The 18928-nt window shown below is 43.7% G+C and carries 19 protein-coding genes; 7 read left to right on the forward strand and 12 right to left on the reverse strand.

What is annotated here, in order from left to right:
- Window positions 1-86 precede the first annotated feature (86 nt).
- Window positions 87-701 carry an RraA family protein gene (locus AVL57_RS17985; protein ID WP_057795655.1) on the reverse strand — a complete coding sequence of 205 codons (615 nt, stop codon included), beginning with the start codon at window positions 699-701 and terminating at the stop codon, window positions 87-89.
- A 352-nt stretch (window positions 702-1053) separates the two neighbouring features.
- Here AVL57_RS17985 and AVL57_RS17990 point away from each other — a divergent pair, with 352 nt between their 5' ends.
- Window positions 1054-3114: a M13 family metallopeptidase gene (locus AVL57_RS17990; RefSeq protein ID WP_082605021.1), complete on the forward strand. Its 2061-nt coding sequence runs from the start codon at window positions 1054-1056 to the stop codon at window positions 3112-3114.
- 194 nt (window positions 3115-3308) lie between these two features.
- Here the strand turns inward: AVL57_RS17990 and AVL57_RS17995 are convergent, their stop codons facing one another.
- From AVL57_RS17995 to AVL57_RS18015, 5 genes are all read right to left on the reverse strand, one after another.
- The gene (locus AVL57_RS17995) at window positions 3309-3710 is read right to left on the reverse strand and encodes an ACT domain-containing protein (RefSeq protein WP_057796560.1); all 402 of its coding nucleotides are present in this window, start codon (window positions 3708-3710) and stop codon (window positions 3309-3311) included.
- A gap of 91 nt (window positions 3711-3801) precedes the next feature.
- A complete protein-coding gene (dbpA, locus tag AVL57_RS18000; protein ID WP_057795653.1) occupies window positions 3802-5184 on the reverse strand; it encodes an ATP-dependent RNA helicase DbpA in 1383 nt (460 codons plus the stop codon).
- A gap of 33 nt (window positions 5185-5217) precedes the next feature.
- Window positions 5218-6276, reverse strand: a complete 1059-nt coding sequence (gene pyrC / locus AVL57_RS18005; protein ID WP_057795649.1) for a dihydroorotase — start codon at window positions 6274-6276, stop codon at window positions 5218-5220.
- A 28-nt stretch (window positions 6277-6304) separates the two neighbouring features.
- The gene (locus tag AVL57_RS18010) at window positions 6305-6862 is read right to left on the reverse strand and encodes a PhnA domain-containing protein (protein ID WP_057795648.1); all 558 of its coding nucleotides are present in this window, start codon (window positions 6860-6862) and stop codon (window positions 6305-6307) included.
- 83 nt (window positions 6863-6945) lie between these two features.
- Window positions 6946-7443, reverse strand: coding sequence for a lipocalin family protein (locus AVL57_RS18015; RefSeq protein ID WP_057796558.1), 498 nt, complete (start codon window positions 7441-7443; stop codon window positions 6946-6948).
- A 179-nt stretch (window positions 7444-7622) separates the two neighbouring features.
- Here AVL57_RS18015 and AVL57_RS18020 point away from each other — a divergent pair, with 179 nt between their 5' ends.
- The 4 genes from AVL57_RS18020 to AVL57_RS18035 all read left to right on the forward strand — a co-directional run bounded on the left by AVL57_RS18020 (window position 7623) and on the right by AVL57_RS18035 (window position 11729).
- The gene (locus AVL57_RS18020; RefSeq protein ID WP_057795646.1) at window positions 7623-8573 is read left to right on the forward strand and encodes an aldo/keto reductase; all 951 of its coding nucleotides are present in this window, start codon (window positions 7623-7625) and stop codon (window positions 8571-8573) included.
- A gap of 49 nt (window positions 8574-8622) precedes the next feature.
- Window positions 8623-9006, forward strand: a complete 384-nt coding sequence (gene gloA2 / locus AVL57_RS18025) for an SMU1112c/YaeR family gloxylase I-like metalloprotein (RefSeq protein WP_057795644.1) — start codon at window positions 8623-8625, stop codon at window positions 9004-9006.
- A 313-nt stretch (window positions 9007-9319) separates the two neighbouring features.
- Entirely contained in the window at window positions 9320-11269 is a 1950-nt protein-coding gene (locus AVL57_RS18030; RefSeq protein ID WP_057796556.1) for an alpha-amylase family glycosyl hydrolase, read from the forward strand.
- Between the two features lie 250 nt (window positions 11270-11519).
- On the forward strand, window positions 11520-11729 hold the full coding sequence (locus AVL57_RS18035) for a hypothetical protein (protein WP_057795642.1): 210 nt from the start codon (window positions 11520-11522) through the stop codon (window positions 11727-11729).
- 61 nt (window positions 11730-11790) lie between these two features.
- On the opposite strand, the gene folE is transcribed toward AVL57_RS18035, so the two are convergent.
- The 4 genes from folE to AVL57_RS18055 form a co-directional block, all read right to left on the reverse strand.
- A complete protein-coding gene (gene folE / locus AVL57_RS18040) occupies window positions 11791-12474 on the reverse strand; it encodes a GTP cyclohydrolase I FolE (RefSeq protein ID WP_057795639.1) in 684 nt (227 codons plus the stop codon).
- A 420-nt stretch (window positions 12475-12894) separates the two neighbouring features.
- A complete protein-coding gene (locus AVL57_RS18045; protein ID WP_057795638.1) occupies window positions 12895-13572 on the reverse strand; it encodes a DUF799 domain-containing protein in 678 nt (225 codons plus the stop codon).
- A 4-nt stretch (window positions 13573-13576) separates the two neighbouring features.
- Window positions 13577-13927, reverse strand: coding sequence for a DUF4810 domain-containing protein (locus AVL57_RS18050; protein ID WP_057795636.1), 351 nt, complete (start codon window positions 13925-13927; stop codon window positions 13577-13579).
- A 28-nt stretch (window positions 13928-13955) separates the two neighbouring features.
- A complete protein-coding gene (locus AVL57_RS18055) occupies window positions 13956-14618 on the reverse strand; it encodes a CsgG/HfaB family protein (protein WP_057796554.1) in 663 nt (220 codons plus the stop codon).
- Between the two features lie 404 nt (window positions 14619-15022).
- Between AVL57_RS18055 and AVL57_RS18060 the strand changes: the two genes are divergently transcribed.
- Entirely contained in the window at window positions 15023-16087 is a 1065-nt protein-coding gene (locus AVL57_RS18060; protein ID WP_057795634.1) for an agmatine deiminase family protein, read from the forward strand.
- A complete protein-coding gene (locus tag AVL57_RS18065) occupies window positions 16074-16967 on the forward strand; it encodes a carbon-nitrogen hydrolase (RefSeq protein ID WP_057795632.1) in 894 nt (297 codons plus the stop codon). Before AVL57_RS18060 ends, AVL57_RS18065 begins: the two co-directional genes overlap by 14 nt.
- Before the next feature lie 83 nt (window positions 16968-17050).
- On the opposite strand, the gene AVL57_RS18070 is transcribed toward AVL57_RS18065, so the two are convergent.
- Both AVL57_RS18070 and AVL57_RS18075 read right to left on the reverse strand, forming a co-directional pair.
- A complete protein-coding gene (locus tag AVL57_RS18070) occupies window positions 17051-17842 on the reverse strand; it encodes a metallophosphoesterase family protein (RefSeq protein WP_057795630.1) in 792 nt (263 codons plus the stop codon).
- Window positions 17843-18212: 370 nt separating this feature from the next.
- Window positions 18213-18920, reverse strand: coding sequence for a beta/gamma crystallin-related protein (locus AVL57_RS18075; protein ID WP_057795628.1), 708 nt, complete (start codon window positions 18918-18920; stop codon window positions 18213-18215).
- Window positions 18921-18928 lie beyond the last annotated feature (8 nt).

The raw sequence follows: 18928 nt of genomic DNA on the forward strand, positions 1-18928 counted from the left end.
AACAAAACTCGTGTCGTTCTACATCAACTGCGTTTAATTACGTCATTCTACACGATATGTTCAATACTCGGGTTTAAAACATCGGCTTACTCATCTCTGTAGCCTAAGTTTGTCAAAATGCGCTCTACCTTTTCGCTATGCTGCGCTTGCCACTGCTGAAGATTCATCGCTGCATCTTTCTCGCCTCGGGCAAGGGCTATATCGAAGGCTTCTTGGGCCTGCGCTTGCGGTATTACCGCAATACCTTCTTCGTCAGCCACAATAATGTCACCCGCATTCACCGTCACCCCGCCACATTGAATGGGCTGATTAAGGGGCGATATACACTTTTTAGCGCCTGGCTTAGGCACTACCCCACGGGCAAAGACCGGAAACTGATTTTCTCTCGTTTCTGCCAAGTCTCTAATGACACCGTCGATAACAAACCCTTTGATACCTCTAGACTGTGCAATTGCACACACGTTACCACCGGCCACTGCGAATTTATCATCGGCCTCAACCACGATGATATCGCCCGCTTTTGCGCGATAAATAGCTGCGTGAAGCATAAGGTGATCGCCCGCCTCGCATTTCACTGTAAAGGCTGGCCCAGCAATACGTGGAACAGGTTGCCACAACGGCTTAATGGTATAATCCATAAACTGCTCACGTGGCAATGCGTCGGCGTACTCGCAAGGTGACACAGTATCGAATTGAATCATGTTAATTCCTTCAGCGTTAAATGAAGTGCAAAGGTGATTTTGTCTGCCCAATGTGGTCAATATATCGAAATTACACACAGAAGTTGTTACAAGCTATGTATTTTCACTATAAGTGCTTTTTCTAATGGAAGGGGCGTGATAAATATTACGGTAAGAGAATACTGTCTTTCTTGCCTTATTTTTTTAAAGGCTTTGTTTTAGAGAGCATACACTCGCCTGCGCGAGCTAGTGCATCACCAAAAGGCGATAGAGGCAACAAGTCAGTATTCGGCCAACGAGATATGAACTTAACGACATAAATTAATAACGACTTGGTTCACAAACAAGCTTATAAAAATAGGAATAATAATCCATGTTGAAAAGCGTAGCTAGCTTAAGCGTTGCATTAGCACTTAGTGCATGTAGTCCGCAAAATACACAACCAGAAAACCAAGCGCCAACCGCTGTATCGCAACAGCAAGAGTTAAAGTCGGGCGTGAATAAAGAAAACATGGATTTGACTGTCGATCCAGGTAACGACTTTTTTCAATATGTAAATGGTACATGGGTTGATAACCTTGAGATCCCAGCCGACAAATCAAGTTACGGCGCTTTCACGATTTTGCGTGACGAATCTCAAGACCATGTAATGAAAATTATCAAAAGCTCTGCCGAAGGCGACTTTGCAGATGGTACCGATGAGCAAAAAGTGGGCGACTTCTACCGTGCTTACATGGATACCGACAAGCTTAATGAATTGGGTATAAGCCCCATTAATGCCGACATTGAAAAAATTCAAGCTATCACTAATTACGATGAATTAGCTGCATACTTTGCCTATGCCATCCGTTACGGCTATGCGAGTCCCTTCAATGTTGGTCAAAATGCAGATTTTAAATCGCCTGAATCTTATATGATTTATACATGGCAGTCTGGCCTTGGTCTGCCCGAGCGCGACTACTATTTTAAAGACGACACCAAATCACAAGAAATTCGCGATGCTTATGTTAAACATATTGAAACCATGTTTACGCTCGCGGAATTTGACGCGCCGTCAGATAACGCTCAACTGTTGTTTGATATGGAAAGCCGTATTGCAGAACTTCATATGAAGAAAGAAGAAGTGCGCAATTGGGCGGCTAACTATAACAAAGTGCCGGTATCAGAACTAAGCACTCATATGCCTAACTTCCCGTGGGAATTATTCCTTAAAGAAATGGAATTAGACGATTTAGATAGCATTGTATTCCTGCAAACTGATTTCATGAAGCAAATGGATACGTTCATTACTGAAACCTCTCTAGAAGATTGGAAGGTATTTTTAAAATGGGGCTTACTTAATGCCTCAGCCAGTCGTTTAAGTGAAGATTTCGACACCGCTAATTTCAACTTTTACAGCAAAACATTGCGTGGTGTTGAAGAGCCTGAGCCGCGCTGGCGTAGAGCTGTTAGCCTTTCTAATGCTCATGTAGGCGAAGTTATCGGTAAAGTATACGTGAAACAATACTTCCCACCTGAAGCGAAAGAGCGCATGACCGAAATGGTGAGCAATCTTTTATTAGCCTACAAAGACAGTATTGAAAAGCTTGATTGGATGACAGATGAAACACGTGAGCAGGCGTTAGATAAGCTCTCTAAATTTACTGTTAAAATTGGCTACCCCGATACTTGGAAAGACTATTCTCAGCTGGTAGTGAAAGGCAGCGATTTATTTGGCAACTTAAAGCGTTCGTCCGATGTTGCCTACGAAGAAATGCTTAAGAAACAAGGCGGCCCAGTATGGAAGCATGAGTGGGGTATGACGCCTCAAACCGTTAATGCCTACTACAACCCAACGGCGAACGAAATTGTTTTCCCCGCAGCTATTCTACAGCCCCCATTTTTCGATATGAATGCGGAAGACGCGGTTAACTATGGTGGTATTGGTGCGGTTATAGGGCATGAAATTGGTCACGGATTTGATGATGCAGGTTCAACGTTTGATGGCGATGGCGCCTTACGAAACTGGTGGACTGATACAGACCGTCAGGAATTTGAAGCGAGAACGGCGAAGCTTGTCGAGCAATTCAACGAATTTGAAGCCCTGCCAGAGCTATTCGTTAACGGTGAATACACCCTTGGGGAAAACATCGGCGACTTGGGCGGCATTAGTATTGCGCTTAAAGCCTATCACTTAACCTTAGAGGGTGAAGAAGCCCCTGTTATTGATGGTTACACTGGCGATCAGCGCGTATTTATTGGTTACGGCCAAGTATGGGCAAGCAAGTACCGTGATGAAGCCCTACGCAGCCAAATTCAAACCGACACTCACTCACCAACAAAATTCCGTACTAACGGCGCATTGCGCAACGTGCCTGAATTTTACGAGGCGTTTGATGTGACCGAGGAAAATGATTTGTATTTACCGCCAGAAGAGCGCGTAAAAATTTGGTAATAGGCATTAATTAATATCATTAACGAGGCGGCAATTCATTGTCGCCTTTTTTTATATCTGCACTAAAAGTGTGAATTGTGGCTAAATTGTACGAAATCTATAGCCTTAATTCGCTAGCCACGTAACCCTGATATGTTCCCTAGGAGCAATGCGCGAGGCCTATGGCTTATGGCTTATGGCTTATGGCTTATGGCTTATGAAGGGTTGGCCAATTCAAGCAATACTGCAATGGCTTCGTCTGCTCGGCTAGCAGGAACGAAAATGTGGTCATGATAAAAGCCCGCTACCACATTAGCGCTAATGTTAGCCCGAGTAAGCCCAGCCGACATCGCAGCGGTCATACCCACCGCATCTAAACTTGAATGGACATTACACGTTATGCGCTTATAGGTACTATCTACTGCAAAGCCTTCATTACGTGCAAAGGATGATTCAAGAATAAGGGTTATCCCTTCATCTTCTTTATACACCATTAACGCATTAGCCAAATGAGTTGGCGAAACAGCATAGGGAACACTTACAAATACAAACGATTCAGGGCTTAGAGCCGGCTGAAGTGTTTTTAGCAATGTATTTAAATCTGTTTCGCCTGACATAAAACCGCCTTTGCTCTGCGTATCCAACACGTTAAATATATTTGCCCAAGCCGTGTGTTCCATACACTTGTGATGTTCGATGCTAAATCACCTACAGCTTACGCGCTCTTATGCGCTTGCCTTTAATCTTACCTTCGCGGAAATGATTCATAGCGCGCTTTACGCTTCGCAATTTAACCGCAATAAAGCTTTGGCTATTTTGCACCGCAATTTTGCCTACATCATCGCCTGGTATGCCTGCATCTTTAGTAAGCGCACCCACTAAGTCACCAGGACGAAGCTTTTGCTTTTTACCGGCACTTAACGAAATGCAGCTAAACTCAGGTTGTATGATACGGTTTTTATGAAAACGTAAGCCTTGTGCGCCTTTTAGCGGAATATCGGTGCCTTGCAACACTTCAATTTTACGCAAGAAATGCTCTTCTTCATCGCTCACTAGTGTTATTGCTGTACCCTCAGCACCCGCACGAGCGGTACGTCCAATACGGTGAATATGTGTTTCCGGCTCTTCACTCACGGTGTAGTTAATGACACAAGGAATATCATCAATATCGAGCCCACGTGCCGCCACATCAGTAGCAACCAGCACTTGTAGTGCGTCGCTAGCGAATTGGTTGAGTACTGCAGTACGCTCGTACTGCTCCATTTCGCCTTGCAAACCTGCTGCGCTAAAGCCATCTTCAAGTAATGATGCGACCACTTCGGTTACTTGTACTCTGCGGTTACAAAACACGATAGCAGTTTTAGGCTGAGAATCGGTCAGAATGGCTTTGAGCGTTTGTATTCGAGTGTGTGGAAGTACGTTGTAGCCAATTTGAGTAATCGACGGCTTGCTCGACTCATCACTTTCAACCTTACAAATTACTGGCTCGGTTAAATACTGATCGGCAATACGCTCAATTTCTTCCGTATAAGTCGCAGAAAACAGTAAAGTTTGCACACCTTTCTTCATTGGCGAAAAAATGACTTTTAAGTCATCTTCAAAGCCCATATCTAGCATGCGGTCGGCTTCATCAAGCACGCGTAAACGCACATTTTTTAGCATAAGCCTGCGTTTCTCTACATGTTCCATCACACGTCCGGGTGTACCCACTACAACATGAGCGCCGTGTTTGAGCGATTGAATTTGAGGGCCCATAGGTTGGCCGCCACAGATGGTCATGACTTTAATATTGCCAATTTGCTTTGCGGCATTTCTATACTGCACGGCAACTTGATCTGCCAACTCTCGCGTTGGGCACAGAACCAATACTTGAGTAGCAAATAATGTCGGGTCAATCTTTTCAAGCGCCGGTATTACAAAGCAAAGTGTTTTACCACTGCCTGTTTGCGCTTGTCCAATAATGTCGCTACCTGCTAATGCATGAGGTAAAGACTGTGCTTGAATGGGCGATAAGGCAAAAATACCCTGTGCATCTAACGCTTTTGTGATAGCTGGATTTATTTCCAACTGCTTTACAGTTTCAATTGTCATTTCTGTTTTTTCCAAAGATGCATATACGTAGCGTTAGTCTGCCGAGCGTGTTTGGAAAGTATCTTGAAGTTTCCATTGAAGCGTCTGCCCTGCATAGAAAGGGACCATATCGGTACCATCAGCTAACGTAACCTGTTCAGGTACTGTCCACGCTTCTTTCACTAACGTCATTGTTGTGTTGTTTTTAGGTAATCCGTAGAAGTCGGCACCATAGTTACTGGCGAACCCTTCTAGCTTATCTAATGCGCCCAACTGCTCGAACACTTCAGCATAAAGCTCAATCGCAGACCATGCGCTGTAGCAACCTGCACAACCACACGCATTTTCTTTTTTATGTTTTGCATGAGGCGCTGAATCGGTACCTAAGAAGAATTTGCTATTACCGCTAGCTACCACATCTTGCAGTGCTTTTTGATGTGTATTTCGCTTTAAAACGGGCAAGCAGTAGTTGTGTGGGCGCACTCCACCAACCAACAAGTCATTACGATTTAACAATAAATGCTGCGGTGTGATTGTCGCGCCCACGTTGGCGCTAGCATCAACCACAAAGGCTGCAGCGTCTGCGGTAGTAATATGCTCAAACACTACTTTTAAGTTCGGAAAAGCCGCCACAATTGGTGCTAAATGCGTATCGATGAATACTTTTTCACGGTCGAAAATATCTATGTGTGCTTCGGTGACTTCACCATGGATAAGTAGCAATAACCCGTGAGCCTCCATAGCTTCAAACACTGGGTATAAAGCTTCAATGCCTTTTACCGCAGCATCTGAATTGGTGGTGGCGCCAGCGGGGTATAATTTACACGCTGTTACGCCAGCTGCCTTCGCATCAGCAATATCTTGTACTGATGTGGTGTTTGTCAAAAAGAGAGTCATTAGTGGTTCAAAGTTGCTGCCTGTAGGGCGAGCCGCTTCGATACGCTGCTTGTAAGCAACCGCCATACTTGCATTTACCACAGGTGGAACCAAGTTAGGCATAACAATGGCACGCTGGAAACAACGGGCTGTAGCTGGGACAGTTTCTGCCAACATGTCGTTGTCACGAAAATGTAAGTGCCAATCATCGGGGGTTCTAATCGTTAGCGTTTGCATAACCGAAAGCTCTCTTCTTTAAGACCAATTAAGATTTTTTTGTATAAGCCGCAATAATGACAATGCGGGTACCATTCACTTTACCTTCAATATGCAAAGGATTATCGCTTAGGCTGATGCCTCTTACCGGCGTACCGCGTTTAGCCGTAAAGTTAGCTCCCTTAACGGTAAGGTCTTTAACAAGGTGTACATTATCGCCAGCTTGCAGAGCAGTACCGTTACAATCAAGCGTCGCTTCTCGCTCGATAAGCCCCGCTTCAGCCCATTGTTTTACATCGTCTTCTAAATAAGCCATGTCTAACAAATCTTGTGCCCAGCTTTCGCCGCTTATTTTGTTAAGCATACGGTAAGCAACCACTTGAACTGCGGGTGTAGGTGACCACATGGCGTCATTAAGACAACGCCAGTGGTTGGTGTCTATATCGGCTTCACTGTTAAGTTGCATGCGGCAGGTTTGGCAGGTAAGTACCGCGCAGCCAGCAGTTTCATCTGGCGACTCGGGTACCATATAAACGTCTAAATTTTCGGTGTTCTTACACAACTCGCAAGCGTTATCCGCTCGATTGAAAACAGCTTCTTGAAGCACAGCAAATGTCCCTACAATATTTTGCCGCAAAGTATACCACAATTCGGCTCAATAGGGGCTGGCAAAACGCCTGCTAATCACTGTCAAGGCGTGTCGTGAGAGACCCAAATCAATTTACTGGTATCGTAGCCGCTCTGTGTCGCTTGGGCTAAAAGGGCGTCAATAGTGTCTTGAGGTAACGTTTTTTCTCTGGCTAGAATCCACAGGTACTCTCTATCAGGCCCTGTTATCATGGCATATTGATAATCTTCTTTATCTAATGCCATCACGACATAACTGGCATAAAAAGGGCCAAAAAATGATACTTTTAAGTGCGCGGTATCGTCACTCGATACAAAATAGGCTTTCCCTTCGGCTTCATCCCACTTTGCCTCTTCTTGAGAATAACCTCGGTTGATAACCTTTACGCCCCCATCGTCGCGCATAGAGTAAGTGGCCGTAACATTAGATAACCCCTCTTCAAAACTGTGATCGTAGCGCGCTACTTCGTACCACTGACCTAAATAGCGGTCTAGCTCAAACCCTTCCACCGGCGTAACGCCATCTGGCACTGATGTACATCCAACTAAGGTAAATAACATGGTTGCACAAAACCATTTTTTACTATGCTGGCTAAACAATCGGTGGAAAATACCTTCATACGTATTCAATGTGTTAAACATCGACTAATCCCCTAGCTTCATCTATATATGGCTTACTTTAACAAAATAGCACGTTATTGTGGCTGCCAACGCAGTTGCATATTTATTTGGAGTATAAGATGCAAAACTATTTCCCAGACGCAAGCAGACTTGTTTATGGCTGCATGGGCCTTGGTGGTGGCTGGAACAACGAACCAGCAGCAAAAGAACATGTGTTACAAGCACACCAGTTAATAGAACAAGCATTGGCTCTTGATATTAATGTGTTCGATCATGCAGACATCTATACCTTTGGCAAAGCTGAAACCGTATTTGGCAAGGTTTTAAAAGAAAACCCTTCTTTAAAAGAACGTATGATTCTGCAGTCTAAATGTGCGATACGGTTCGAAGATGATTTAGGACCAAAGCGCTACGATTTCTCAGCAAAATGGATTGAATCTTCGGTAGAAGGGATCTTGCAGCGTTTGAACATAGAGCAACTTGATATTTTACTGCTTCATCGCCCCGATCCATTAATGGAACTGGATGAAGTTGCTACCACGCTCTCTTCCTTACAACAACAAGGGAAGATAAAGCACGTTGGCGTATCAAACATGCATGGGCATCAAATGGCGTACCTACAATCGGCGCTTTCAAGCCCAATTGTAGCGAACCAATTGGAAATGAGCTTAGCGTTTCGAGACTGGCTAGAAGACGGCGTTACCACTAATAGCCCAGCAAACCGTAACTCTGGCTATGCACCAGGCACCCTTGAATATTGCATGATGAACAAGGTGCAACTGCAGGCTTGGGCTAGCTTGGCACAAGGTAAATATACTGGCGCCAGTACCCACAACGAAGCGGATGCCGCCACTGCGGCGCTAGTGAATTCTCTGGCCGCTGAATACGAGACTAGCCCTGAAGCTATCGTATTAGCGTGGTTAATGCGCCATCCTGCCAATATTCAGCCGGTACTAGGTACAACCAATATCGAGCGTATAAAAGCTTGCCATAAATCGATGGATGTCCAACTGACTCGCGAACATTGGTACTTATTATTAGAAACTGCTCGTGGCCAGGAAATGCCATAAGGCAGGGTGTGTGTCACACTCTGGTTTCATGTTTTAACGGAGCTTATTTATGCTAAAAGGAATTCATCACGTTGCATTAATTTGTAGCGACTACCCTGTTTCTAAACGCTTTTATACTGAGATTCTTGGCCTTAGCGTTATTGCAGAAAATTACCGCGAAGCAAGAGAGTCATACAAGTGTGATTTAGCATTACCTGATGGCGGACAACTCGAACTATTTTCGTTTCCGGGTGCGCCAGCTAGGCCTTCAAGGCCAGAGGCTCAAGGCTTGCGCCACTTGGCGTTTAGAGTAGATGATATTAATGAGGTGATTGCACATTTAACCATAAATAAAGTGGAGTGCGAGCCCATTCGTGTAGATGAATACACGGGCAAACGGTTTACCTTTTTCGCCGACCCTGACGGGTTGCCGCTTGAACTCTATGAAATGTAACCTTGAATAAACCGCTTGTATGAGCAGTCTTGATAAAAAGTACTTGTTGACTCTTCTGATAAACAAGCAGGCTTGGCCTGCTTTTTTTCCAACTATATGCAGCTAATATCTAAGGGGTTTCAGTGCGCCCCAAACCATAAACGCAGAACGACTAAATAGATAAGTAGATTCCTTAACAAACCTAAACTACAATACAACTTAATCGATTAAGTTTGCCGTGATAAATTTCGCTTAAGCCACCGAAAACCATATTGAGTTTACGTTGCCACGCTTTTTTTTCAGGTAGTTTAAAGGTAATAAAATGGAACAAGCTATGAACTATGCCGCTGATAGTAACGTTTGCCTAGACCGAATTATGGCAAACACTGATTTATCCATGCTAACTAAAAAAGATGCCGCCCTATTTACTCGCCGAGTTAACGCGCATTTTGGCGACTTATTCGATAAATACACCACTATTTATGGCCACCAGTTCGACTGTTACTTTCATCTTCAACAGCTTATCAATGTGCTGCGCGATGGCGTTAAAAACCGTAAACCTGCGCTGAAAAAATTAGATAATCTTCGACTTAAATCTCCTAACTGGTACAAAGATGAAAACCAAGTAGGTATGGCGCTGTACGTAGACCTCGCTGGCCCAACCCTCAAAGATTTGCACACGCGTATTCCTTATTACAAAGCGCTGGGGATAACTTATCTACACCTAATGCCACTTTATGATTCACCTAAAGGAGACAGCGACGGCGGTTATGCTGTATCTGATTATCGCAAAGTAAACCCCAGCTTAGGCACCATGTCAGAGCTTGAATCGTTAGCGACCGCACTACAAAAAGAGGGCATAAACCTCGTTCTCGATTTTGTGTTTAACCATACATCAGACGAGCATCACTGGGCGAAAGAAGCATTAGCGGGAAACAAACAATTTCAAAACTACTATTACTTGTTCAACGATCGCACGGTGCCAGATCAGTTCGAGCATACGCTTCGAGAAATATTTCCTCAGGTAAGGCGCGGAAGCTTTACTTTTAATGAACACATGCAGAAGTGGGTATGGACAACATTCAATAGCTTTCAGTGGGATTTAAATTACAGCAACCCCGAGGTATTCAATGCCATTACCGGTGAAATGCTGTTTCTCGCCAATATTGGTTGTGCAGCACTGCGACTGGATGCCCTAGCCTTCATCTGGAAAGAAATGGGAACCGACTGTGAGAACCAAGAGAAAGCCCATCTACTTATTCAAGCCTTTAATACCTGCTTACAGATTGTTGCGCCAGCGGTGGTTTTTAAGTCTGAGGCGATTGTTCACCCTGACGAGGTGATTAAGTACATTGGTAAAAACGAATGCCAGCTTTCCTATAACCCGCTATTAATGGCCTTATTGTGGAACAGCTTGGCTACCCGTAAAACACGTCTGTTAACGCGCTCAATGCAAAAAAGTTTTTCGATTAGCGATGAGTGCACTTGGGTTAACTATGTGCGTTGTCATGATGATATTGGATGGACGTTTGACGATAATATTGCCAACGAGCTTGGGATTAATCCCCAAGATCACCGTTTTTTCTTAAATCAATTTTTTACGGGCAGATTTGAAGGCAGCTTTGCTAATGGTGTGCCATTCGCTGAAAACCCATCGAACGGCGATTGCCGTGTATGTGGCTCACTGGCTTCACTTTGCGGCTTAGAAGGTGCGCTTGATACCAATGACCAGCAAGGCATTGAAGATGCTATTAACCGCATGCTGCTTATGTACGGTATTACCTTTAGTATCGGCGGCATTCCTTTGCTGTATTCAAGTGATGAACTCGCTAAATTAAATGACTATGATTATTTGAATGACCCATCGAAGCGCCACGATGACAGATGGGTTAATAGGATTGCTGTTACCCAAGAAGATACTGAACTTGCGCTTTCTGAGCCAAGCAGTCAGCTAACGGCTGAACAAGATGCTAGCTTGCAAGTATTTCGAGGCTTGCAAAACATGTTAGCGATAAGACGCAATAACCCTATATTTGGGGCATCACGTACCACCATTTTAGACACCGACAATCAACATTGCTTCGCTTATGTAAGAGAAAACGATTCGGGTGAAAAGCTGTTGGCGATTTGTAATTTCAGCGAAGAAACCCAGCAAATTAACGGTAACTTACTCGGCGCGCTTGGACACACCCCCTCTATCGACTTACTTACCGGTAACACACTGAACGACAACAACACAGCAATCTTGCTTGCTCCCTTTCAGCAGTATTGGCTGAAGCAATAACATTGCTTTTATCCCCTATTCTTTTCGGCGGTAAGTTATAGGGCGATTATTTTTTGTTACTCCGCCGCAACTTAGCGGGATTTTAGCGTATTCCACAGGTAATCCATCAATTTGCGACTATACTTCAGTCAGATTAATCGATTTGCCAAAACTCATCGTATTAATTCGTGATGAGACTCAGTCTTTCACCACCGAAGCTTAAAATACGCAGTCACCATATGGATATGGGTGAAGCTTAAAAGGACAATACATGAAGACCGAAACAACCTTAGAATACATGTGCCCATACTGCGGCGCTTTCAACGAATTTTCTGAACACACCATTCGCGATATGTATCAAGAGCAGGTTGAAACTTGCGGATGTTGCAAAAAGAATTTAAGCCTTACCGCAGCTAATGGTGTCGAAGGTCGTATCAACCTCATCATCAGCGAATTAGAAACCGAATTCCATTCAAAATAAAAAAACCGCTTCAAAAGCGGTTTTTAGTGTTTGCCACAGTCGTTAGCATTTTTAGACACAACTAACTAAAAAATGCTCTTCGTAATTCTACATCGGACAAAAATTTGCCCCCTAAGGCAGACGTTTTGGTGTACGAGTTGGTATCCCGTATTCCCCTGGCTTTCACACAATAATGGGTAGCATTAATGCTTACTGCAACGTCATCAGTAGAGGCTAGTGTCTGGATGGCGACAAGCACTTGCTGCGTTAATCGCTCTTGTACTTGAGGGCGCTGTGCAAAGAAACTAACCAATCGATTTAATTTCGATAAACCGATAATAGTATCTTTGGGAATGTAAGACACGGTAGCGAGTCCGTCGATAGTCACAAAGTGATGCTCGCATGTGCTCGTTAAACTAATATCGGACACTTGAACAGGCTGATCAAGACGCATCTTATTTTCAATTTGGGTTATTTTGGGGAAGTTTCGGTAATCTAAACCACCAAACACTTCGTTCACGTACATCTTTGCAATACGGGTAGGCGTGTCGTGCAAACTATCATCGGTAAGATCGAGCCCAAGCGTATTCATCACATCACGCATTGCGATTTCAATCTTCTGACGCTTTTGTTCATCAGACAAACCATTCGCCACCATCGGTGTCTCCAGCCCTTTTTCTTCAAGCGCTGCTCTAACACGTTGTGCCGATTCAGAAATTGATGGCTCTAGTGCATCACGCACAATTACCGCTTCTTTTGCTAACATTAACCCTATCCGTAAATACTTCTTTACCCTTAAACGCAATCAACACGACTAAGGCTAACTTGATACCAAGATGCAAATGACAATACCGCCTGAAAGCCAACGCAAGACTATTGAATAGCATGATTACGGCCAAGGCATACAACCACGCTTTGGCAAAGGTTTGGCGACGTCTAACGGTCACATTTTAGCATTCTAGCGGCTATTGATCGAGCAAATGCTGAGATTAGCCTAATCTGAAAATGCTATTAAAGGCGTGTTTTATTGTTATTGAGATAAAACGGCGTTTAAACGGGAATGAGATCAAAAAACAAACGACTAAAATTAGCCACTAGCAATGGTAGCGCAGCTCAAGTCACTCAAATAGCGCTTCGCTTAGTAAAAACAAAGCGCTATGAAAAGCAAATTACGTATTAGTAAATATTAGTTGGCGCTTTCACTTGGGGTAGGTTGCCCATACTTCGGCGAGCGAGGACCGTACAATAACCCGTTATGACTTTCTGCCGACAACAAGCGGTTTGATGTTAAAGCTGCGATATCAAAACCTCTATCCGTTACTGTTTCGAATATTTGACTAACCGCGGCTTGCACTAACATCCCAACTAGCCCTCCAGCATTGCTGTTCTGGGTTTCTGCCGATGAAGCAGTTGCCATACCTTCCCACAGCACAGTATTGCCTTTCAAATCCACTAACGACGCAGAGACTGTCACTCTTGTTTCGCTCGAAATAACAACATAGCTAGTACCATAGTCTGTGATCGTGACATAAAGTGCGGTATCAGCACCAAATATTTCATGCAATTTAGTGGTAGGAACTGCGTGAATATCCTCTGCTACCGTAAGCCCATTATTTTTAAATGTCTGATCTACTACAGCCACAGGGAAAACATAAAAGCCAGACTCTGCGATTGGTCGACCGAGTTGAGACATTACGCTGTAAGGTGCAATAATTTCTGGTGTATTGTTAATGGGAGGTAATACCACCACTGACGCTGGGGACGCATTCTTAAATGCCGTGTAATCGTATGCGGGTGGGGCGCTGACACAGGCTGATAATAAACCTATCGCCATCAATGAAGCCGCTAATTTAAATATATTCATCTTACTAGGCTCCTTTAGCGTTAGCGGCATTTAACAAAAAGTCGATATATTGCGCCGACTCTGGAAATAACGCCTTTTCTTGTTCAAAATGCAGTGTTCCTCTATCCCCATTACCGCTTTCAAAATACAACATCCCCAAATGTGCATGAATACCTGGAGCAATGGCTTTATCTTGCGCAGCCGCCTGCTCAATAGCTTGTTGTAGCACCGTAATCTGCGCTTCTAACGAAACATCTTCAGATTTAAAGTAACTATAAACTGCGCTGTTATATTCGCCATAATAATAAAGCGGTTCGGTGGTTTTACAGCCGACTATCCCTAGAACAAGTAAGGTTGTTAGTATTATTTTTTTCATTATTTTTACTCACGACTTTTCGATTGTTTTAAATTGCCCAAGCACCAGACTCTAAGCCTTCAACTAAATTGTTCACTACTTCACGAATGGCTAAATCAAGCACCTTTCCATTAAGTGTTGCATCGTAGCTAGCGGTACTACCAAACCCAATAACTTCACGCTCAGACAAGCTATATTCGCCAGCTCCTGCTACTGAATAAACCACTTCAGATGTAGTGACATCTACTACATTAAGAGTGACTTTTGCATAAGCAATTTGAGATTTCCCTTTACCTAGAAGACCAAATAATTGCTTATCACCGATGGCTTTACGTCCAAATTCGGTAACATCACCTGTTACGACGAATCGTGCGCCAGCTATCGATTGCGTAGTACCTGAGCGAGATGCTTCTGTCGCGAGCAAATCCATATTGTCGCGATCGAGTACACTAAACCGATTTGTTTGCTGCAAATGGCCCATTAGGGTGGTTTTTGCTTGATTACCTAGGCGATCTTGACCGTTTGAAAAAATGCCATTCTGAAAGCTAGAGCGGTTTACAAATTGCCCCACAACCAGCTTACTTTTTGTGCCCGTATACTGAGAGTTGAAGCTTTCCACTTTTGGGGTTTCAACCACTTTTGAAGAAGTACTAGCGCAACCAGAAACTGCGGTAATAGCGACAACGGCTAAGGTAAGAGACTTAATACTCATTAATTTTTGAAATTGCATATCACATCCTTTTTTATTAATTTCACATTGGTGGAATTCACATTTCCTGAAAGCCAAACACACCCAACGCGTTATCGCGCATTTATAGCAGCCTCTGATAAAAGTGCCAATTAAAATAGGAGGCCTAATTCGTCACCGATTAAAGTCACAAACCTAATTGTCGAATTAGAGGCTAGAGTTACTAGGAAGCTCGCCTTTTAAAGTGAGCAAATCTAGGCTTCCAATAGGCAGCAAAAGAATTGTCACAAAATGTGTCCGTAGAACAAGTCGCTCTTCTAATTGTGACACTGGTCGTGACAAGAAAAGAATTTCATCAAGTTTGCTATTGGTAGGCATGAGTAGGATAGTTATAATCGTCGCTTTATTTATTTCTATCGAGAATATACATGCAAGGTAGTCGTAAGCTGGTTCCTGAATGGGAAACCGTTGATGCTGTGATGCTGGCGTGGCCGCATGCAGAAACCGACTGGTCGCCATGGCTAGAAGAAGCCCGTGAAACGTACTTGAACGTCATTGCTGCGGTCAACCGTTATCACGCGGGTGTGATATTGCTGTGCGCCCCTGACGATGTTGATGATGTGATATCACGCTTAGGCGATCACGCACGTGTGCTTATCATGCCTGCGTCATATAACGACACTTGGGTGCGTGACTACGGGTTTTTAACCTGTCGAGATACCGAAGGCTCTGGCGCGCCAGTAGAGTTTCGTTTCAATGGTTGGGGCGAAAAGTTTGACGCCAGTGAAGACAATATGGCTAACCAACGCTACCTTGCCTCGTTATGTAAATTACCCCTTCGAAGTAGCCCAGTCGTTGCTGAAGGCGGCGCGTTAGAAATTGACGACTTTGGCCACTTGCTTAGCACCTCTCAATGTTTGTTAAACCCTAAGCGCAACGGTGATATGACCATCGAAGATTACGCTGAAACCTTTAATGACATGTTAGGCTGTAATACGTTTACGGTGTTAGAACATGGTCATCTTGAAGGTGACGACACTGACGGACATATTGATACGCTTGTGCGTTTCACGCCCAATAAAGGCCTAGTCATTCAAGCGGCTGATAATCGAAAAGACGACAGTCATTATGCAGGGCTAAGTGCGCTGTGTGAAGAGTGCGCCACGGCAATGCCTGAGCATGAACAATATCGATTGCCACTGCCACACATTGTTAACAACGAGGGCGAGTGTTTACCCGCATCTTATGCCAATTTTTTGATCTGTAACCGTGCGGTGCTCTTACCTATTTATGGGCAACCTGAAGATGAAGCGGCAATTACCCAAATGCAGCAAGCTTACCCCGACCATATTATCGAACCTATTGATTGCTCGGTGTTGGTAAAGCAATTTGGCAGTTTGCATTGTATTTCAATGCAGGTACCCACAAATACGTTGAAAGAATCTGTTATTTCCACCTTTTCAAAAGGAGTGTCTGTACATGCAACGAACTAAGCTAAAGATAGGCTTGGTACAACAGTCTGTTGCTGATAACGACAAAGCGACTAACTGGAACAAAAGTGCTGAGCAAGTTGCAAAACTCGCAGCAGAAGGCTGTGAGTGTATTTTGCTACAAGAACTTCATAGCACCCTCTACTTTTGCCAGCAGGAAGATACCGACGCCTTTGATTTAGCAGAACCTATTCCAGGTGCTGCAACAGATTTCTTTGGTGCACTTGCTGAAAAACACAATATTGTATTAGTGACATCCTTATTTGAAAAGCGCGGTTCAGGCCTTTATCACAATACCGCTGTGGTATTTGATAGAAGCAAAGAGATTGCCGGCAAATACCGTAAAATGCATATTCCTGACGACCCAGGATTTTACGAGAAGTTTTACTTCACGCCGGGTGACATGGGCTTTACGCCAATTGAAACCAGCGTGGGTAAATTGGGTGTACTGGTATGTTGGGATCAATGGTATCCAGAAGCCGCACGCTTAATGGCAATGGCTGGCGCTGATTTATTGTTTTACCCAACGGCAATTGGCTGGGATACTACCGATACCGAAGAAGAGCAGAGCCGCCAGCATGGCGCATGGGAAACCATTCAGCGTTCACATGCAGTGGCAAACTCTGTGCCGGTTATCGTAGCAAACCGCACAGGGTTTGAAGCATCGCCAGTGGCGGGCGACCCAGGTATTCAGTTTTGGGGGCAAAGCTTTATAACAGGCCCGCAGGGTGAAATTTTAGCGAAAGCAGAAGCGGATGGCGAAACCACACTATCGGTAGAGCTAGATTTAACCCGCACGGAAAAAGTAAAACGCATTTGGCCTTATTTCCGTGACCGTCGCATAGATGCTTACGAAGACCTAACTAAGCGCTGGCGCGATTAGGCTAGTTTGATAGTAGATTCATAAAAAACGGGCAACTTTGTTGCCCGTTTTTTATTGCGCTCAGCATTATGATAATTTGACGATTAAGCTTTAAAAATCGTACCGTCATACAACATATAACACGCGCGTTTATTTTTAGATGCTAACGCTAGCATAACCTTTTCATCCACATCTAAGCCCCCCGTAAATTGCCCGAAAGCTGGCATGATAAACAAGTCTTCAGTCACCACGAAGCACTTACCGGAAAATCGTCGACGGGAAATGGTTTTGCGTATTTTAGGATGGTAGTGACCAATAACTTGATGCTTAGCTTGGGGTTTAGTTTTACCTACACCCTTCGTACTTGGCTCTTGTTCATGTGACTCTTTTTCATGCGGCTCTGGTTCACGTGATTCTGGCTCACAGATTTCTGGCTCATGGCGAAATACCACATTACTATGCACTATTTCATGGCAAGGGTTGCCAGGAATACCCTTAGGTAAGTCGGGGTCATGATTTCCTTCTACCCAATCCCAATTGGGAACGCTATTTATGATATCGCATAAGAGGCTTCTGTCTTCAGCAGTCATACGAGACATACTGTGTTTATCGTGGAAACTGTCACCTAAGCTAATCACCCGAGCAGGGTTGTAATCGCGAATAATCTGCTGCAAACGTTTAAGCGTGGCAACGGAATCTACACTTGGCAGCGGATTACCATAACTACGTAAATAACTGCCTTTTTCAAGGTGTAAATCGGATACCACCAGCCAATCAAGCGCAGGCAAATACGCCACACCTCTGGCATCTAACAACCAAAGCATCTCTGCAAATTTCACAATACTAATACTACGCAACGCCACCTGTACCGATAGCCACTGCTCACTGATTGCCACTTACTGACCTCTTTGAAAATGCTTTACTCAGTGCATTATACGCATTCCCACCCGATTATCCTTAAGCGGGTGAGTGGGGTTAATTCTTAAACATTGTGCAACCATGAATTGCAGTTGCTGACATGTGGCCTGCTATTTTACGTCGCTGGATTTCGACCTACTGGGGAAACTGTTATAGACCTTGAGTTTAAAGGGTGATAGTTAAAGAATATGAAATATTAAGTCAAAGCCTCTATGTTGGACTTGGTTTAATATGGTGAAAGACTATTTTAAAATAATGGACTCTAACAGTTAGAGTCCATTTATTAAACTTTGTGCGCAGTACATTTTTACAACATCTAATAGCAATAACGTAGAGCGTTAATCCATTTTAAAATTGATTAAGCATATTGCCACCTGAACCACCTGAACCACCTGAACCACCTGAACTACTATCTGAGGGGGCTGTAGGATCGCAAAGTCCCGCACTAGTAACCATAAATGTAGATGCTTCATCATTGAAGTCATAATCACTAAGCGTGCTCACATCATCATCAAATTCTACTTTAGTTCCACCAAAGTTTGCATGTTTTGTTAAAACCGCACACAAGCCAGAAGGTACTTTTATACTTGTTATTTCGTCGTTTAAACGATGAATCCCATCAGAAGTATCTGCTGGAGCAGCTAAATGACTACCTCCGAAATTACTATCTCTATAAAAATAAACTAAATCTGAAGAGTTGCAGGAGTTTGTTCTAGATAGTCCCTGAATCGGGTATACCCATAGTGATGAAATTGTATCATTGAAATTGTAGGCTCCAAGGCTCGAATACTCACCTTCGGAAAAAAATATATGATCACCTCTGTAGTCTGAATCTTTAAATACTACTAAACATGTCCCTGTGCTTACAATAACAGATGAAAATGAATCATTATCCACACCGACAACTCTGTACGAGTTATCGTATGACGACGCAAACAACGAACCGGCATTAATATTAAAGTTAGTGTCTTTATATAAGATGGCATAATTTGCCCAAGAAGTTGCGGAAGCTATCATTAATACAAATATAGCAACAAATTTAAAATACTTTTTCATATTAGTTC

It is taken from the genome of Alteromonas stellipolaris (assembly GCF_001562115.1).
GTDB lineage: Bacteria > Pseudomonadota > Gammaproteobacteria > Enterobacterales > Alteromonadaceae > Alteromonas > Alteromonas stellipolaris.

Excerpts from the sequence above, each read along its gene's own strand:
- AVL57_RS18075 (WP_057795628.1), bottom strand. The coding sequence starts at position 18,920 with ATGAAAAAGTATTTTAAATTTGTTGCTATATTTGTATTAATGATAGCT.
- AVL57_RS18055 (WP_057796554.1), bottom strand. The coding sequence starts at position 14,618 with ATGAGTATTAAGTCTCTTACCTTAGCCGTTGTCGCTATTACCGCAGTT.
- AVL57_RS18050 (WP_057795636.1), bottom strand. The coding sequence starts at position 13,927 with ATGAAAAAAATAATACTAACAACCTTACTTGTTCTAGGGATAGTCGGC.
- AVL57_RS18030 (WP_057796556.1), top strand. The coding sequence starts at position 9,320 with ATGAACTATGCCGCTGATAGTAACGTTTGCCTAGACCGAATTATGGCA.
- pyrC (WP_057795649.1), bottom strand. The coding sequence starts at position 6,276 with ATGCAAACGCTAACGATTAGAACCCCCGATGATTGGCACTTACATTTT.
- AVL57_RS17990 (WP_082605021.1), top strand. The coding sequence starts at position 1,054 with ATGTTGAAAAGCGTAGCTAGCTTAAGCGTTGCATTAGCACTTAGTGCA.
- gloA2 (WP_057795644.1), top strand. The coding sequence starts at position 8,623 with ATGCTAAAAGGAATTCATCACGTTGCATTAATTTGTAGCGACTACCCT.
- AVL57_RS18015 (WP_057796558.1), bottom strand. The coding sequence starts at position 7,443 with ATGTTATTTACCTTAGTTGGATGTACATCAGTGCCAGATGGCGTTACG.
- AVL57_RS18065 (WP_057795632.1), top strand. The coding sequence starts at position 16,074 with ATGCAACGAACTAAGCTAAAGATAGGCTTGGTACAACAGTCTGTTGCT.
- AVL57_RS17995 (WP_057796560.1), bottom strand. The coding sequence starts at position 3,710 with ATGTCAGGCGAAACAGATTTAAATACATTGCTAAAAACACTTCAGCCG.
- AVL57_RS18045 (WP_057795638.1), bottom strand. The coding sequence starts at position 13,572 with ATGAATATATTTAAATTAGCGGCTTCATTGATGGCGATAGGTTTATTA.
- AVL57_RS18060 (WP_057795634.1), top strand. The coding sequence starts at position 15,023 with ATGCAAGGTAGTCGTAAGCTGGTTCCTGAATGGGAAACCGTTGATGCT.
- AVL57_RS18020 (WP_057795646.1), top strand. The coding sequence starts at position 7,623 with ATGCAAAACTATTTCCCAGACGCAAGCAGACTTGTTTATGGCTGCATG.
- dbpA (WP_057795653.1), bottom strand. The coding sequence starts at position 5,184 with ATGACAATTGAAACTGTAAAGCAGTTGGAAATAAATCCAGCTATCACA.
- AVL57_RS18035 (WP_057795642.1), top strand. The coding sequence starts at position 11,520 with ATGAAGACCGAAACAACCTTAGAATACATGTGCCCATACTGCGGCGCT.
- AVL57_RS17985 (WP_057795655.1), bottom strand. The coding sequence starts at position 701 with ATGATTCAATTCGATACTGTGTCACCTTGCGAGTACGCCGACGCATTG.
- folE (WP_057795639.1), bottom strand. The coding sequence starts at position 12,474 with ATGTTAGCAAAAGAAGCGGTAATTGTGCGTGATGCACTAGAGCCATCA.